At 39.8% G+C, this 17,127-nt stretch carries 14 protein-coding genes and 4 tRNA genes; 8 read left to right on the top strand and 10 right to left on the bottom strand.

The annotated features are described in order from the left end of the window. Nucleotides 1-45: 45 nt before the first annotated feature. The 5 genes from AC04Q1_RS18840 to AC04Q1_RS18860 all read right to left on the bottom strand — a co-directional run bounded on the left by AC04Q1_RS18840 (nucleotide 46) and on the right by AC04Q1_RS18860 (nucleotide 7,584). Nucleotides 46-507, bottom strand: a complete 462-nt coding sequence (locus tag AC04Q1_RS18840; RefSeq protein ID WP_478366115.1) for a VOC family protein — start codon at nucleotides 505-507, stop codon at nucleotides 46-48. A 250-nt stretch (nucleotides 508-757) separates the two neighbouring features. Further along, the gene (locus tag AC04Q1_RS18845) at nucleotides 758-1,588 is read right to left on the bottom strand and encodes an aldo/keto reductase (protein ID WP_478366116.1); all 831 of its coding nucleotides are present in this window, start codon (nucleotides 1,586-1,588) and stop codon (nucleotides 758-760) included. Between the two features lie 293 nt (nucleotides 1,589-1,881). Further along, complete coding sequence (locus AC04Q1_RS18850) at nucleotides 1,882-3,315, bottom strand: TolC family protein (protein ID WP_478366117.1); 1,434 nt, start codon at nucleotides 3,313-3,315, stop codon at nucleotides 1,882-1,884. After that, the gene (locus AC04Q1_RS18855) at nucleotides 3,308-6,478 is read right to left on the bottom strand and encodes an efflux RND transporter permease subunit (RefSeq protein ID WP_478366118.1); all 3,171 of its coding nucleotides are present in this window, start codon (nucleotides 6,476-6,478) and stop codon (nucleotides 3,308-3,310) included. Before AC04Q1_RS18855 ends, AC04Q1_RS18850 begins: the two co-directional genes overlap by 8 nt. A 23-nt stretch (nucleotides 6,479-6,501) precedes the next feature. After that, nucleotides 6,502-7,584: an efflux RND transporter periplasmic adaptor subunit gene (locus tag AC04Q1_RS18860; RefSeq protein WP_478366119.1), complete on the bottom strand. Its 1,083-nt coding sequence runs from the start codon at nucleotides 7,582-7,584 to the stop codon at nucleotides 6,502-6,504. 620 nt (nucleotides 7,585-8,204) lie between these two features. Between AC04Q1_RS18860 and AC04Q1_RS18865 the strand changes: the two genes are divergently transcribed. The 5 genes from AC04Q1_RS18865 (at nucleotide 8,205) to AC04Q1_RS18885 (ending at nucleotide 12,420) form a co-directional block, all read left to right on the top strand. Beyond that, nucleotides 8,205-9,197 (top strand): hypothetical protein, encoded by a 993-nt coding sequence (locus AC04Q1_RS18865; protein ID WP_478366120.1) that lies wholly within the window; start codon nucleotides 8,205-8,207, stop codon nucleotides 9,195-9,197. Beyond that, on the top strand, nucleotides 9,194-10,123 hold the full coding sequence (locus AC04Q1_RS18870; protein ID WP_478366121.1) for a hypothetical protein: 930 nt from the start codon (nucleotides 9,194-9,196) through the stop codon (nucleotides 10,121-10,123). The genes AC04Q1_RS18865 and AC04Q1_RS18870 overlap by 4 nt, the downstream gene beginning before the upstream one ends. Nucleotides 10,124-10,546: 423 nt before the next feature. Further along, nucleotides 10,547-10,873, top strand: a complete 327-nt coding sequence (locus tag AC04Q1_RS18875; RefSeq protein WP_478366122.1) for a hypothetical protein — start codon at nucleotides 10,547-10,549, stop codon at nucleotides 10,871-10,873. A 10-nt stretch (nucleotides 10,874-10,883) separates the two neighbouring features. Beyond that, nucleotides 10,884-11,636 (top strand): sensor histidine kinase, encoded by a 753-nt coding sequence (locus AC04Q1_RS18880; RefSeq protein ID WP_478366123.1) that lies wholly within the window; start codon nucleotides 10,884-10,886, stop codon nucleotides 11,634-11,636. A 634-nt stretch (nucleotides 11,637-12,270) separates the two neighbouring features. Then, a complete protein-coding gene (locus tag AC04Q1_RS18885; protein WP_478366124.1) occupies nucleotides 12,271-12,420 on the top strand; it encodes a hypothetical protein in 150 nt (49 codons plus the stop codon). A 198-nt stretch (nucleotides 12,421-12,618) separates the two neighbouring features. Here the strand turns inward: AC04Q1_RS18885 and AC04Q1_RS18890 are convergent. The 5 genes from AC04Q1_RS18890 to AC04Q1_RS18910 all read right to left on the bottom strand — a co-directional run bounded on the left by AC04Q1_RS18890 (nucleotide 12,619) and on the right by AC04Q1_RS18910 (nucleotide 15,211). Further along, nucleotides 12,619-12,692, bottom strand: a tRNA-Pro gene (locus AC04Q1_RS18890). Nucleotides 12,693-12,743: 51 nt separating this feature from the next. Then, nucleotides 12,744-12,817 (bottom strand) — tRNA-Pro (locus AC04Q1_RS18895). A 50-nt stretch (nucleotides 12,818-12,867) separates the two neighbouring features. Beyond that, nucleotides 12,868-12,941: transfer RNA gene (locus tag AC04Q1_RS18900), tRNA-Pro, on the bottom strand. 96 nt (nucleotides 12,942-13,037) lie between these two features. Beyond that, a tRNA-Ser gene (locus AC04Q1_RS18905) sits at nucleotides 13,038-13,124 on the bottom strand. Between the two features lie 80 nt (nucleotides 13,125-13,204). After that, the gene (locus AC04Q1_RS18910) at nucleotides 13,205-15,211 is read right to left on the bottom strand and encodes an HD family phosphohydrolase (protein WP_478366131.1); all 2,007 of its coding nucleotides are present in this window, start codon (nucleotides 15,209-15,211) and stop codon (nucleotides 13,205-13,207) included. A 190-nt stretch (nucleotides 15,212-15,401) separates the two neighbouring features. Between AC04Q1_RS18910 and AC04Q1_RS18915 the strand changes: the two genes are divergently transcribed. Genes AC04Q1_RS18915 through AC04Q1_RS18925 form a run of 3 tightly spaced genes read left to right on the top strand, consistent with a single transcriptional unit; the run spans nucleotide 15,402 to nucleotide 16,955 of the window. Continuing rightward, nucleotides 15,402-16,259, top strand: coding sequence for an SPFH domain-containing protein (locus tag AC04Q1_RS18915; RefSeq protein WP_478366125.1), 858 nt, complete (start codon nucleotides 15,402-15,404; stop codon nucleotides 16,257-16,259). 4 nt (nucleotides 16,260-16,263) lie between these two features. After that, a complete protein-coding gene (locus tag AC04Q1_RS18920) occupies nucleotides 16,264-16,785 on the top strand; it encodes a hypothetical protein (protein WP_478366126.1) in 522 nt (173 codons plus the stop codon). Nucleotides 16,786-16,787: 2 nt separating this feature from the next. Further along, the gene (locus AC04Q1_RS18925; protein ID WP_478366127.1) at nucleotides 16,788-16,955 is read left to right on the top strand and encodes a type II toxin-antitoxin system antitoxin; all 168 of its coding nucleotides are present in this window, start codon (nucleotides 16,788-16,790) and stop codon (nucleotides 16,953-16,955) included. The last annotated feature ends 172 nt before the right edge of the window (nucleotides 16,956-17,127 follow it).

Below are 17,127 nucleotides of genomic sequence, written 5' to 3' on the forward strand. Positions count from 1 at the left end.
AATATAAGGTATGATGTAAAGCAATATTCGGACGTAGTAAAAAATTTACCTGGCGTCGTTTACCTCCAGCCAATGTCCGTCAGGATCTTTGAAATAAATCTGTTTTACACCATCAACCCTTAGGGTAATTCCTTTTTCTTTTCCAGCCCAATCTTCAAAACTGATGTTCTTTTCATTTAGTTTCTTCACGAATTCATCAACTGAAGGAACACTAAAACATAAATGTCCGTTTTTATCGAAAACTTCATTGCCCTTAGCGCCCTGGATTAAATGTAACTGTCCGGCCGGGCCTAAAGTAAACCAGGTATGGCGGTTGTCCTTAAAAGGCTCTGGAATGATTTTAAGGTTAAAAACACTTTCATAAAAAGCTGTTGCGGTCTTTAGATCAGCCACATAAACGGCAATATGGTTTAAAACAGCAGGTACATTTTCGGTTTTACTTTGCGCCATGGCTTTTTGAAAAATGATAGAAAATAAAATAGCGGTGAATAGGAAGACTTTTTTCATGTTTAAATATCAGACAATATTTTCAATAAATGACAAAAATGAATGGTTTTAAACACAAAATTTATCGGTTTATGGCGGGATAAAAGAGATAAAAAATAACCGGCTTGGGCCGGTTTCCAAACGAGTGTATCCATAGCCTAACGATTTTATTGTTACAAACGGGCGTCAGCATAAAAGGAAAATGCCCACGAATAAAACATTTGTGTCATATCTGTGGGCATCCTGACGGGAAGTGTAACTTAAGAACAAACTACTGTGCTAAACTTTCAAATTCTGCATCAGTTAATTCGATCTCACTCGCTTTTAAATTCTCCTTTAAATGATCCACTGATTTTGTACCGGGAATTAAAAGAATGTTTGATGATCTTTTTAACAACCAGGCCAATGCAATCTGTGCTGTTGTGGCCTGATGTTTTTGTGCAATTGCTTTAATCTTATCTTCCAGTTTATCAGGACCTGAAGCCAGAGGAAACCAGGGAATAAAAGCCAATCCTTGTTCGGCGGTAAAATCCAGTACACTCTCCCACTGCCTGTTGGCCAGGTTATATAAATTTTGAACGGAAACAATCGGCAGAATATCCTGAACCTGTTTAATCTGCTCGATGCTTACTTCGGATAGGCCAACATGTTTTATTTTTCCTTCTTTCACCGCTTCAATAACCGGAGCAAGGGTTTCGGATACATTCACTTTAGGATCGATACGGTGCAATTGCCATAAATCAATCGAGTCTACTTTTAAACGCTGTAAGCTTCCTTCAATATCCTTCCTGATTTTCTCAGGATTACCATTAGGCACCCAGTTGTTCGGACCTGGCCGGTCAAAACCACCTTTAGTGGCGATAAAAAGATCTTTTTGAAAAGGTGATAATGCATCGGCAATAAGCGATTCATTAAATTTTGGTCCATAAGCTTCGGCTGTATCAATAAAATTAACGCCATTTGCAACGGCTTCCCTCAAAACGGTTATTGCGTTTTCGCGGTTTTCCACTTCGCCAAAAACACCATTACCTGTTAATTGCATGGCGCCATAACCTAAACGGTTAATTTCCAGGTTGCCAAATTTAAAAGTTTTGTTTCCCATTTTTATTCTAGATATAATGATCAATCTGTACACTAAATTAACCCTAAGCGAATGCCATTGTTTGCGAAATAAATTTTATGATAAAAAAATGAATAATACAAAAAGTTGCTCTGGTTTGCACTTGTGTATAATTAGCTAAGCAATTTTATCATTGTAAACGATTGATTATTCAACGCGCTTTAGCTGCAAAAAAGATTTTTCGCAACGCCCGGAATGAAAAAAGAAAAAGGCTGCCCCAATTGGAACAGCCTTAGAATTATAAGGATAAAATGACTTGCATGGTTATGATTTATCTAGTTCCATCCACCACCAAGCGCGTGATAAATATCAACTACAGCATTTAACTGTTGTTTTTTGGTTTCGATAAGCTCCAACTTAGATTGCAGGGCATCGCGTTGGGTCATCAATACCTCAAAATAATCTGCCCTTGCCGATTTAAATAAATCGTTCGAAATATCGATCGATTGGGTAAGCGCTACTACCTGCTTCGATTTCAGGTCGTAACTTTTTTGCAGGTTACCAATTTTCGACATTTGGTTCGCTACCTCGATATACCCATTCAGAATGGTCTTTTCGTAATCGTATACTGCCTGTAACTGTTTTGCATTTGCGGTTGAATACTCGGCTTTGATGGCATTTCTGTTAATGAGCGGTCCGGCCAAATCTCCTGCCAACGAGTAGATCAACGATTCAGGTGTTCTCAACAAATATGAAGGATTAAAAGCCTGATAACCAATTGCTGCTGAAATACCCAATGAAGGATAAAACTGCGCTTTAGCTACTTTTACATCCAGCTTAGCAGCGGCCAATTCGAGCTCTGCCTGCTTAATATCCGGACGGTTGGCCAATAACTGAGCGGGTAAGCCAGTTTGTACTGTAGGCGGTACCAAATCGGTAAAGCTAGATTTATCCCTGATAACCGGTTGCGGAAAACGGCCCAAAAGGAAATTAATTTTGTTCTCCGTTTCGGTAATATTCTGTTGAATATCGAACTCCAAACTTTTTGAACTTAATACTTCAGCCTCAAATTTACGCACAGCTAGTTCATTAACCCTACTCGCTTGTTTTTGGATTTTCATCAGTTCCAAGGCATTTTTCTGCAGCTCAATATTCTTTTTAACGGTCTCCAATTGATTATCGGCAGCTAACAATTCGTAATATGAATTGGCTACTTCAGCAATTAAATTAGTTACCACGAAATTTTTGCCTTCAACGGTTGCTAAATAATGACTAATGGCGCCTTTCTTCGCGTTACGCAATTTGTGCCAGATATCGGCTTCCCAATTGGCCTGTAAACCAAACCTGTAATCGGGCAATATTTCAGGCACTTCTTTGCCAGGGGTAATTTCAGTAGAAGCATCGCCGGCACCCGAACTGGTATAACGCCCAACCTTATCCAATCCGGCACCCACGCCATAAGTTACACTTGGTAAAAGTTCTCCTTTTCTTGCTTTGATCTCGTTTTTCGCAATCTCGATATCCTGAAGCGTAATATTCAGCTCCTGGTTATTTTTCAAGGCGGTATCAATCAGGTTTACCAGATTTGGATCGGTAAAAAACTGACGCCATTGTATACGCGCTGTGCTTACAGTATCCTGCGAACCGTTAAAGGTAACAGGTACCGCTTTATTTTCGGTGCGTTGGGCCACTTCTGGTAATTTACATGCGGTATATGCGGCACATATCAGCACTAAACCAAGGCCTTTATAAATATTTTTCTTAAACATTATCTTCAATTTCTTCAGTTAATGGATGTTCTTCTTCAATTTTGATCAGCTTATGTTTTGCAGCTATCGATCCGAAGATGTAATACAGCCCGGGAATAACCACTACCCCGAAAATAGTACCGAAAAGCATACCGCCTGCAGCTGCAGATCCGATGGTACGGTTACCAATTTTTCCAGGCCCCGAAGCGATCATCAAAGGAATCAAACCTGCAATAAAGGCAAAAGAGGTCATTAAAATCGGACGGAAACGCACACTTGCACCTTCCATCGCCGCTTTTAATACCGTGGCACCCTGAGCATGCCTTTGTGCGGCAAACTCCACAATCAACACGGCGTTCTTCCCAAGTAAACCGATCAGCATTACCATCGCTACCTGTGCATAAATGTTGTTTTCCAGCCCTAATAATTTCAGGAACAGGAAGGCACCAAAAATACCCGCAGGTAAGGAAAGGATTACCGAAAGTGGCAAAATGAAACTTTCATATTGCGCTGCCAATACCAGATATACGAATCCTAAACATATCAGGAAGATATAAATCGCTTCGTTTCCTCTCGATACCTCATCCTTCGAAATACCTGCCCAATCGATACCGAATCCCCTTGGAAGCGTTTTCTTGGCCACTTCGGTAATGGCATTAATGGCCTCACCCGAACTGTAACCCGGAGCACTCTGTCCGCTGATTTCAGACGCGTTGTACATATTATGTCTGGTAATCTCCGATAAACCATACACCTTCCGCATTTTAATAAACGCAGAGAATGGCACCATTTCATCGCGGTCATTTTTAACCGACAGCTTTAAAATATCTTCTGGCAAAGCCCGGTATTGTGGCAATGCCTGAACAATTACTTTATACTGGTGATCGTATTTAATAAAGCTGGTTTCGTAGTTACTACCCACAAAAGTAGACAGGGTGTTCATCGCATTATCGATACTTACGCCTTTTTGTTGCGCAATATCATTGTCGACATCTAACATGTACTGCGGGAAACTCGCACTGTAAAAAGTAAACACAGAAGATAGCTCTTTGCGCTTGTTCAGTTCTTTTACAAAATCGTTGGCTACGGTTTCCATCTTTTTGTAATCGCCGCTACCTGCCTTATCCAGTAAACGTAGTTCGAAACCTCCCGCCGCACCATAACCCGGAACTGCTGGCGGCTGGAAAAATTCGATGGTTGCACCAGGGATCGATTTCGATTTCTCCTCCAATTCTTCAATAATCTCCACTGCCGAATGTTTACGGTCGCTCCAGTCTTTCAGGTTGATTAAGCAGGTACCTGAGTTCGATCCTGTTCCTTCGGTAAGAATCTCATATCCGGCCAAAGATGAAACCGATTTTACACCATCAATATCTTCACACATCTTTTGCAGTTTCTCTGCAATCTGATCGGTACGCTCTAAAGTAGATCCCGGAGGCGTTTGGATAATGGCATATACCATCCCCTGATCTTCGTTCGGGATAAACCCGGATGGAACACTTCCACTCAAAGCCCAAACACCCAAACAAAATGCAATCAGTATACCAAAGGTTAAGATCTTACGGCTCACCATTTTGGTTAATACAAACTCATACTTGCCGGAAAGTTTTGCAAAACCATTGTTAAAACCATCTAACAGCTTATCAATGATCGTTTTCTTTTTCTTCGATCCATGATTGTTTTTCAACATGATGGCACATAAGGCTGGCGTAAGTGTTAAAGCCACAATACCCGAAAGGATAATTGCCGTAGCCATGGTAATGGAGAACTGGCGATAGAAAATACCTACTGGCCCCGACATAAAAGCCACCGGGATAAACACCGATGCCATTAAAAAGGTAATGGCGATAATGGCCCCGCCAATTTCTTTCATGGCCTCTTGCGTAGCTCTTAATACCGAGAGTTTCCGGTTATGCTCCATCTTGGCGTGCACTGCTTCAATTACTACAATCGCATCATCTACCACCACACCAATAGCCAGCACCAATGCAAACAGGGTAATTAAGTTAAGCGTGATGCCAAAGAACTGCATAAACACAAAAGTTCCGATTAAAGATACAGGAACGGCAATGGCCGGAATAAGCGTAGAACGCCAGTCGCCAAGGAACAGGAATACCACTAAACCTACTAAAATAAAGGCTTCTACCAGGGTATGGATTACTTTCTCAATTGAGGCATCCAGGAATTTAGAAACGTCGTAACTTACTTCATAATCCAGGCCTTTAGGGAAAGAGCTATCTTTGATCTCGGCCATTTTAGCCTTCACATCTTTAATTACCTGACTGGCGTTACTGCCATATGATTGTTTTAAAACAATTGCCGCAGAAGCCTTACCGTTTAAGGTAGAATATAAATTATAGGCAGAAGCACTAAAATCGACATCCGCAACATCTTTTAAACGAAGCAATTCGCCGTTGGCACTTGCCCTCAATACCACATTTTCGTATCCTTCTTTGGTACTAAAACGACCGGAATATTTTAACACATATTCGAAAGCCTGCGAACGTTTACCAGAACTCTCCCCTGTTTTACCTGGTGAGGCTTCTAAACTTTGCTCATCAAGTGCCTTCATCACCTCATCAACTGAAATTTTATAGGCCTGCATACGGTCGGGTTTTAGCCAGATCCGCATTGCATAATCCCTGTCGCCCAGAATATCCGCAAAACCTACACCATCAACCCTTTTCAGCTCAGAAAGCAAGTTGATATCCGCGTAATTGTACAGGAAGTTCTGGTTCATTTTAGGGTCTTTACTATACAGGTTGATATACATCAACATGTTCGACTCCTCGCGGGTAATTTTCACCCCTTCACGAACCACTAAAGGAGGAAGTTTATTGGTAACCGCCGCAACGCGGTTTTGCACGTTAAGCGATGCCTGATTGGGATCGGTACCCAGGTTAAATACCACCTGGATCGAAGCTTCACCATCATTACCTGCATCAGAAGCGATATATTTCATGCCCGGTACACCATTAAGTGCACGCTCGAGCGGAATAACCACCGATTTAATCAACAACTCGTTATTTGCCCCCGGGTACTCTGCCGTAATATTTACTTTAGGCGGAGATATAGAAGGGAATTGTGTAACCGGCAGGTAGCTGATGGCCAACACACCAAGAAACACAATGATAAGCGATATTACTATAGAAAGGACGGGCCTTTGTATGAATTTACTAAACATAAAATAAGTATGGAGGGTTTAGATTATTCTGTTTTCAATCTCAATTGTTTCATCACGTCCTGAGGCTGCTGGAATTTGTAGGCAATTTTATCATCGTCTTTCACCTTCTGTACACCTTCGAGCAATATTTTATCACCTGTAGTGATGCCATCGCCAATGATATACAAATCCGGCACCTCACCCGCAATCGTGATCACCCTCGAATGTACTTTGTTATTTTTATCCACCACAAAAACATAGGTTTTATCCTGAATATCGTAAGTGGCTTTCTGCGGGATGACCAAAGCATTTTTTAAAGGAACAACCATCTGGATTTTACCGGTTTCACCGTTTTTCAGCAGGTTGTCTGAATTGTTAAACCTGGCCCTGAAAGCGATATTTCCAGTCTCGTTATCAAACTCACTTTCGATCACTTCGACTTTACCCTTCCATTTCAGCAACTCGTTATTGGCCAATAACAGGCTCACTTCCTGCTGACCTTTAGCTTTTGCAGCACTTTGATAGTTTAAGTATTCTGGCTCGGATACGTTGAAATAAGCGAAAACCTGACTGTTATCGGATAGACTGGTTAACAAAGCGCCCTCATCAACCAAACTTCCCAATTTTAAGGGAATACGGTCGATGGTACCATCAAAGGGTGCCCTGATTTCGGTATTGGATAAGTGAAATTTTGCCAATGAGGTTTCGGCATTTGCCGATTGTAGTTTGGCCTTGGCCATGGCCAGTTCATTTTTGGAAACAATATTTTTATCAGACAACATTCTGGTGTTTTCCAGTTCAATTTCTGCCGATTTTGTTTCTGCCTGCGCTTTTAACAGTTCTGATTGCGCCGCTTTAGGCATAATTTTAAATAAAATCTGACCTGCTTTTACATGCTGGCCTTCATCTACATAAATATTTTGCAAGTAACCCTTTTCCATGGCCCTCACTTCTATATTCCGGACAGATTTAATCTGCGAAACATATTCTTTGGTAAATGAAGTATCCATTCTTAGCGGTGTGGTTACCGCATAAGTAGCTACTTCTTCTTTTTCTTCTTTTTTCGAGGTACAACCCGTTACGTAAAGCAAAGTACACAAGCCTAAGCATATGACAACTCTTTTCATCTTTTTTTGTTGAATGGTTTAATCTGATTTATTTTTTTGCTAATTAGTTTCCGTTGGGCAACCGATTTATGATGAAAGAGTACGTAACCGCAGCGCGGAACTTACTTTTGACCTCAAGAAATTAGGGTTACACAATGATTTAATTCGAAAGCGAAATAAATGCATATTTATGAAGTTTAAATGAAGTTGATCTTCAGATTTGAATTCTGAAAATTGTGTTTTACGTCCAGAATTAATGATTTGCACCCATAAATCGGTTATTAGAGATTGCTTTTTACCCAAATACCGAATGATCAGTAAGTTTTGGGACAGAAAACAGTTTGTTTAAGCCTAAAAATTTCATTTTAACACCAATTAATAAATTTTCATGATCCTTACTAAACGCATTTGTTGACTATAATTTAACAAAAGGTTAACTGGATTTACTGTAATGCGCTATTGCCAAAAGAAACCCTCAGGGTAAAAGTTGTAATGCTAAAATGGACAGTATATTAAGGGCCATAACATGAATACTTCTACGATATACCCGATACTAGGTATTGATTTAACAGACGGCAGGTAATAAATTTACTTCATCATAGGCAGCTAAAAGCTGACCAAAATCAAACCAGACAAATACCATGAACATCCATCTAAAACAATTGCTCTTGTTTTCAGTGTGCTGTACCATTAGTTGCAACATTGCACTTGCCCAGAGCAGCCTTGCCCCTCCAAATCCCGCTTCCTCCACCCAGTTGGGCATTTCGGCGAAGGCCTCCATCGAATTTTTAAAAGGCATACCCCAGTTACGCCTTGGCCTTAATGCCGGTGTTGGCCAAGGGCTTTTTGAAAATGCACTTTATCCTTCGGTGAATATTGAGTGGCAGATTTATTATCGTGGATTGGGCACAAGATCTGGATCTCCGGGTGCAAAGAAAAATCTCACTTCCGATATCATGATTGCAGCTACAGCGACCACAGGGATCAATTACGTAATTCAAAAAATGACAAATGAAGAACTCAGCTGGAGAAATAAACCACTTTATTATTTTACTGAATTTGTTCAACCGGCTCTTGAAAATCCCTATCGCTATTCGATGTCGGTTGGTACAAATGTGATATTTGCCCTGGATCCTGGCAAGAAAACGACACAACGTATAGGTTTTATTAATGCGCATATAGGCGCATTTCAGTTTAACTATTACAATGACGGTGGTGGATTTCAAGACATAGGTATTGGAGATGGAGAGGACCGGTACTTTACCGGAGGTGGATTTGCAGCAGTTAATCTTAATGCCAAAAACGATCTCAATCAATTCTCCATCAGTTATCATAAATTTTCCGGATTTCAGGAAGAGGCTTTTGATCTGGCCGGCAATATGAATCTGATGTTCGTGAACTATAAACCCATAGAAGAAGGGTATTACAATAAGAGTTTCTGGAGCTTTTCGGCAGGAGATGTTTCAAGAGGTGTTTCGGCTTTTTTTAGAATCAACAATCCTTATAACAGATGGGATTTCCAGAATATGATCCACTATAGTGGAAACGATGCTTACCACCAGGTCCCTTACAGCAGACACTATTCTTTAGGCGGATCTTACTTTCAATCAAGAACAAAATTCGGAACCAAATGAAAAAACTAGCCATCACAATTCTTGCATTGAGTTTAGCAGCCTGCAACATTCACGAAGTGAGCACTAAGATCAGAAATAAAAGTCTTGTATATTATAAGGAGAAAGATTTCGCAGCAGATAAAGCTGCCAATAAGCTCGACAGTATTGTTGTCGACGAAACCTATACGCTATACATGCGGGAAATCTGCAGAGAAAAGCCAGAGAAAGGCTTTTACTACAAAAACAGTCCAAACAACCCTGCCAGTGTGGTTAAATGCGACTGTGAAGATCAATCTGTTACCTATAAAAAAGAGCGGCAAGAGATTCAATACTTATTAATTTCTGAAAAGCAGAATAGGGTAATTTACATCACAACCATTCCGCCAAGGGTAAAATGGGATATGTTGACCTACCAGAACAACTTATTTGATATTAAGAATTTTGTCAACATCAACTACTTTAATACTTTTTTCTTTGGCAGCCTGGGTAAGGGAGAACTCCTTTTCCAAACCCTAAAACGCAAGGAGGTACGAAGCAACGATCAGAACGTTAACTTCAAATGGGCATACCATCTGTCCAGTGGAGGAAAATATCTGGAGATTGACAGGCTCATTGAACAGAAAAATGGTTGGCAAAAGCATCTAAATCCTAATGAAATTCTCCAACCTGCCATCCGTTTTTATAAAAAGGAAAATTACCGGATTGGTCTGTGTAGCGATGAAAAGGCCACCAAATTAGATTCGACTAATAACAACTACCTTGAAAATAAGACTATATTTTTTACTACTGACCTTGAAAAAGGAAGAAGAATAGTCAGTAAAATTGCCTTTACTTTTAATGAGAGTATTCTTTTACCCAAACAACAGGCCGTTAAAAAAATATATTTCCAGAATTTGCGGCTAAAGTCTGCGCCCATCCTGTCTATAATGCAACAAAAAACCGAATAAACAACAGTTTAGCACAAAGCCTTTAACAAGTTAAAGGCTTTATGCTTTGGTGCTGAAATGGCTATTGTAGGCACTAGGTTCATAAAATCAATTTAGTTTAGCTATGGTCATTTTAGGGAATTTTTGGGCTACCGCTATCAACTCATTCAATGAAAGCGGCTTGAGCGATTTTATTTCAGTTTTATATTTATTTAGATTACCATGGTTAACCAGATCTTTAACGATTAGTTCATTGGGTGCCTGCATGCCATCTCTTGGATCCCAAATTTCATCCTTACTGTAATCATTTTGTTTAATGTTGTTAAAGCCATTTGTTTTAAGGCAATTGATCAGATTGGCAGCCGCTGCTGCTGCGCCAAAATTATTGCTTATGCAAGGCCAATATTAACTGATGTGAAACAAAATTTTAACTTAAAAAATAAAATGAAAAACTGGCTAAAAAATTACCGATGGCACATCTTCGCCTGGTTTATTTTCATCCTCTATGAATACCTTTTTGTTGTCTTGATCCTCAGGATAAAGGGTTCAATGTTCAACTATTTCGTACACTATGTGATCAATATCAGTCTTTTTTACATCCATGCCGAACTGGTGCTTAAAAAAATCGTTAAGGCACTTACATACAGTGTACCTAAAAATGGCCCTGTTGATCACAATAGAAATATGCATGTACATGGGGGTTGCCTATCTGGCAGACCAAGTTCTTTCCAGATCCAAATGGCCTTTCGTTTCGGATCTTCAGGCTATTGATTTGAAATTTGTGTACTCAACATTATGGAGGGGAATATATTTTATACTCTTTGCAACAGCTTACTATTTCATTGAGCGCTATATCCAACAAAAGCAACGAACAGCCGCACTGGAAAAAGATGCTATTAAAAAACAGTTAAAACAAAAAGAGATCGCCATCGAGCTGGCTGACGCCAAAAACTCCTATCTCAAAGCACAGATAAATCCGCATTTCTTATTCAATACGTTAACCTACATTTATAACAGTACACATAAAACCGAAGCCAGGGCCGCAGAAGCGGTAAGGCACCTTTCGAAACTGATGCGTTATGCATTGGAATGCGAACATGGCCCGGAACTAATGCCATTGGAAGAAGAAATCCAACAAGTAGAGAACCTTTTGCAGCTGAGCAGGATCAGGCAACCCGATCTTTTTATCGAGTTCAACTACAGCGGGGAAATAGAACAAATCCGCACCATCCCTCTTGTTTTGCTTAGTCTGACCGAAAACATGATCAAACACGGAAATCTTAGTCAACCTGAGGATCCTGGAAAAATCATCCTGAAATTAAAACAAGGAGTTTTCACAATTGAAACATCTAACCTGATCAACACCGGCCTGAACGACACAGGTTTTCACACAGGCCTTGAGAACATCCGGCAGCGGCTAAGGCACACCTATGGAAAGCATGCCGGGATTATCTGCGGAGTCAGAGATAAATATTATGAAGTTTCAATCCGTATCATACTAGATAGATATGAAAAAGCACCCACTATTCCATGATACTGTTGCTTCTTACCAAGACCTCCCAACCTGCTCGCTTAGCACACTCCTGGAAAGTATATACCCAAGCCGACCACATCTTTCTGCCACCAGATATTCAATATCTGCAGGTACCTCGCCAATGAAAGAGTACCGAATCTTATATTTCTGACTGTAACTTAAGTGGATTGTCAGGCAGTGTGCTGTAGATCTTCTTTCATGAAGACTGGCAAAATGGAATTCCTGTAGTTCTTTCGCCGCCGTCTGCAACCTGTTGTTCATGATCTTGGCCAGCGCTGGCTCATGTTTAAATTGTGTATCCAAAATAGCAACTACCCTAACCTTCATTCCACAAAATTACCATATTAAACACCATTTACAAACGCTGTTGGGGTAACTTACTGGAAACGAGAAAGATTTTATTTATGCACAAATTAACGGTATAATGAGATGGTGAGCAATGATGTAATCAGAAAAAAAAATGCATTCAGATGCCCTATCTTTATCTGCTTAAACTATTGGCCTTTATCTCATGCACCTTGCAATATCCTGCCTCTTTACAATGGATTTTGAGTTCTTACTTTTTATTGATATTGCTGCAAGAGATATTCTTATAGATGCAAAGCAACTCAGCAAAGTGTTTAAAAAGACTAGGATGGAAACCTGTAACGCTGTGATCGCATACCGGGACAGGAGCTTAAATCCAGGAAAACTGATTGGCCTGCCACTTCTGGATTATCCCGGTAAATTGAAAGTCTACGAACAGGTTCAGCAAAAGAATTTAGCCAGGCACATCAATTATTGACCGGAACGCTTAAACTTTCAAAGGCTGAGGTCATTAAATTTTGACCACTACATTATAAAATCTGCTGCTTTCTTTAATCCAAATTTAGATAGAGATTTGGGTTGAAAGTGGTTGATGATCATTATTCTGAATTCAATAAAAAAACCCTCTAATCAATTGATTTAGAGGGTTTTTGACGGATTTTGAATCCTTGTTTCGTCGGGATGGCAGGATTCGAACCTACGACCTCCTGCTCCCAAAGCAGGCGCGATACCGGGCTACGCTACATCCCGAACTTGGTATCTTCTTTTTTTATCCTGTTTTAAAAGTAGATAAACTTTTTGTCGGGATGGCAGGATTCGAACCTACGACCTCCTGCTCCCAAAGCAGGCGCGATACCGGGCTACGCTACATCCCGAACTTGGTATCTTCTTTTTTATCCTGTTTTAAAAGTGGATAAACTTTTTGTCGGGATGGCAGGATTCGAACCTACGACCTCCTGCTCCCAAAGCAGGCGCGATACCGGGCTACGCTACATCCCGAACTTGGTATCTTCTTTTTCCCTCTTTCGAAGGGACTGCAAAGTGACGGTTTTAAATTGATAATTTCGCTTTTATTTGCATTTATTTTTATTTCTGCGGAGAGGGCGGGATTCGAACCCGCGGTACCGTTACCAGTACGACAGTTTAGCAAACTGTTCCTTTCGGCCACTCAGGCACCTCTCCTTTTCCTTCAAAATTTTGTCCTACCGACCTTGTTTTGAGGTCTGCAAATATAGTAAAACAAGTTATCCAACAAAAAAAAATTACAAAATTTGTTGATAATCTATTCGCACATGATAGATGCTCATCAGCATTGTCTTGAATATCAATTTAATAGTCTCAATATCTTTTAACGTTAAATCGCAATCATCTAACTGATTTTGCTCCAATTTATAGTTAATTATCCGTTCAACGATGTCATTTATGTTCTGAGCGTCGGGATTTTTCAGACTTCTTGAGGCAGCTTCCACCGAATCGGCGAGCATTAACACACCAGTTTCTTTGCTAAAAGGTATCGGTCCGGGGTAGCGGAAAATGTTTTCATCAACAAATTTTTCCGGTGTATTTTTCAGAAACGACTGATAAAAATAATCGACCCGTGTATTTCCATGGTGTGTTCTGATAAAATCAATAATTGCCTCAGGAATCTGGTTCTTTCTTAAAATCTCAATTCCTTTGTGTACATGCTGAATAATTATCTGCGCACTTTGCTCATATGGCAATTTATCATGCGGGCTCACTGCGGTATTTTGGTTTTCGATAAAATACTGCGGATTATCTACCTTACCAATATCATGGTACAGCGCACCCGCCCTCACCAATACTGAGTTTCCCCCTATTTTAAATATCGCCGCTTCTGCAAGGTTTGCTACCTGTAAAGAATGCTGAAACGTTCCTGGTGCTTTAAAGGCGAGCTCCCTTAAGAGTTTATTATTGGTATTGGTTAATTCAATCAGCGCTACATCTGAGGTGATACCGAAAATACGCTCGAAAAGATAAATTAATGGATAAGCCAACAGCGATAACAGTACGCTAAAAACAAAAGGAATAAAATTGATCCACTCTATTTCCCTGAAAGATCCTTCACGCAATAAGGCGATGCCCACAAACGAAACAAAATAGGCCATGAGGATAAACAATGCAGAAACCAAAAATCTTTCGCGTTTAACAAAGTTTTTGATGCTAAATATGGCAACCATTCCCGCCGTTACCTGATAAAACACAAATTCGAAACTATTGGCCACAAAGAAACCTGCAATTAAAATCACCAGCATGTGCAGGTAAAGTGCCAAACGTGTATCAAACAGAATTCTGATAATAATAGGCACCACGCAAAACGGAATGTAATATAAACTGGGAATCTCCATTTTAATGGCCCAGGTGAGCGCAAGCAACATTCCTGTGGTTACAATCAGGATTAAAGATAGCTGGCGGTTATCAGCAAAAATATCCTTCCTGAAAAGAAAAAGGAACGACATTAAAATCGTCAATATAAATCCAACCAATATCACCTGACCTAAATAAACCAGCGCCCTGCTACCGATTGTTTTGGTCTGCGCATCGTAAGTAGCTTTATAAGATTCTAGTTTTTGGTAAATTTCTTCGTCAATCACATCATTTTTGGCTACAATAAGTTCTCCTTTTTGCACCATTCCCTTGGTGGTAGAAATATTATTAATGGTATTATCCTGTATGGTTTGGGTGAGTCGTTCGTCGAAAACAATATTTGGGGTAATGTGGTCAATGGCCAGGTTGGCAACCAGATCACTCATTACCTGGTTTGGCGCCTTAAGGTTCTCTTTAAAAAAATTAAGCGCTGTTTCGGCGGTAAAAACATCCTGTGTATTCTTTTCTTGTGCGATATTGTTTTCCATCAGGGAGAAATCATAGTTTTTCCCTCCTGCCTGATGTTTTACATTTAACCCGATAATGCCTTTCTGATAAATATTCTGAAGTAAGCGGTAAGCAGCAGCTTTATAAACTTCCTTTTCTTTTTCGTCGAGTTGCTTCGATTTCCATTTAACATCAAACTCATTTGAAAATTCATCCAAGGCGTTTGCTGTAATTGCGCGATCAAACTGATAAACGGGTAAAATATCCTTTAAAGCATTCTTTTTATCGGCGCTCACCTGAGGATTGGTTTTCAAAATGGCGAAACTAAAAGGCGAAATCAAATCCTTGTTTTTCCAGACCGCATTTTTTTCAAACTCATACCTAAATCTCGGTTGTTTGGGCAGGAACAGGGTGATGATGAAAACGGTAAATATCATCATTACATATTTCAGGTTTGATGAATACTTCCGGTAAAGGATTTTATGTGAATTTCTCTTGATTTTGGCCAAAACGATGTAATTATTGTACTGTCAAAAATAACATTTTTATCTAATATACATTTTAGAGATTTTGTTTGCAATTACCAGGTTTTATATTTTACTTTATGATATCAAATTAATATCAATTATGTATCAAGAAAAAATCATCAGCCCACCATCTGGGTATTTAACATTCGCATTATCAATAGCACTGTTAGGTGCAGCGATTTTCTGTTTTGTTTCAGAAATTTTTCTCTGGGGAGGAATTTTACTGGCCGTGGATATATTTTTAATATTTCCGGGTTTTCTGATTATCAACCCCAACCAATCAATGGTACTCACCCTTTTCGGGAAATATATTGGCACGGTAAAAGCCGATGGTTTTTTCTGGGTAAATCCTTTAACCGCCAAAAGGCGTTTATCGCTAAAGGCAAACAACCTGAACGGACAACAATTAAAAGTGAATGATAAATTAGGGAATCCGATTGAGATTGCGGCCGTAGTGGTATGGAAAGTGAACGAAACCGCCAAAGCCGTTTTCTCCGTAGAAAACTACATGCAATATGTAAATATCCAAAGTGAAGCTGCTGTTAGGCATCTGGCGAATATTTTTCCTTACGACCATGCCGAGGGCGAAGAAACCAGCATTACCTTAAAAGATGGCGCCGACAAAGTAAGCGAACTGTTAGAAAACGAACTGAATGAACGTTTATCGAGAGCAGGCATTGAAGTTTTAGAGGCCAGGATTTCTCACTTAGCCTATGCACCTGAAATTGCCAGTGCCATGTTACAGCGCCAGCAAGCCACCGCAGTTATTGCCGCCCGTAAATTAATTGTGGAAGGTGCAGTAGGTATGGTGGAAATGGCATTGGAAAAATTATCACAAAAGGGAATTGTTGAATTGGATGAAGAACGTAAGGCAGCTATGGTAAGCAATTTATTGGTGGTTTTGTGCGGTGATCGCCATGTACAACCGGTAGTAAATACGGGCACTTTATATAATTAATAAAATGGAATTTGAAGAAAAACACGGATTGAAGATCTGGTGGCTCTACCTGGTTATAGCGGCTACTATATTTCCAACAGCAGCTATACTCATTTTTCAGAACGGCGGCTTAAGTTTTACTGAACTTAAAAAGGTATACTTCGCTCCGGTTTTAGCGCTCCTGTCTCCGTTTTTAATCATTTTTTTAGTACAGCAGAACAAACTCACCTTAAAAATAAACGCTGAAGGTATTTCCTTCCGGTATTTGCCTTTTCATTTTAAGTTCAACCGTTTCCGTTGGATAAGTATTGAAAAAGCCTACATCAGAAAATTCGATGCATTTTCCGAATATGGGGGCTATGGCGTAAAAACCCGGTTGTGGTTTAAATTTAGAGATAAGGCTTACATTTTAAACGATAAAAACAGAGGCTTGCAGCTGGAGTTTAAAAACGGCAAGAAACTCCTCTTCACTTCAAATAAAATAGAAGACCTCGAAATGTTCCTTATTAATTTAAAAACAAGGTATAATATACAAGCAATACAATAAGAATGGCGGAGAAAGATAAAAAAGCTTTTGTATTAAGAATTAGTCCTGCTTTATTAAAGGAAATAGAAACCTGGGCTGCCGATGAGTTTAGAAGCACGAACGGACAGATCGAGTTTCTACTTACCCAGGCGATAAAATCGAGAAAAAAGGGTAAAGCAAAGGAAGAGTAACAAGATTTCCGAAGTTTCAAATATCTAAAGCACTAGCCAACTTCGGAAGTCTGTAATAAACCCCACAGGTTTTTAAATGGCTTTAGCCCTCAACGAGACCTTTAAAACAGATAAACAACGAGTTAAACCTGTGAGGTCTAATTGTACCCCAGGTACCGATGACTTTGTTAAT

The sequence above is a fragment of the Pedobacter humicola genome, from assembly GCF_056490705.1.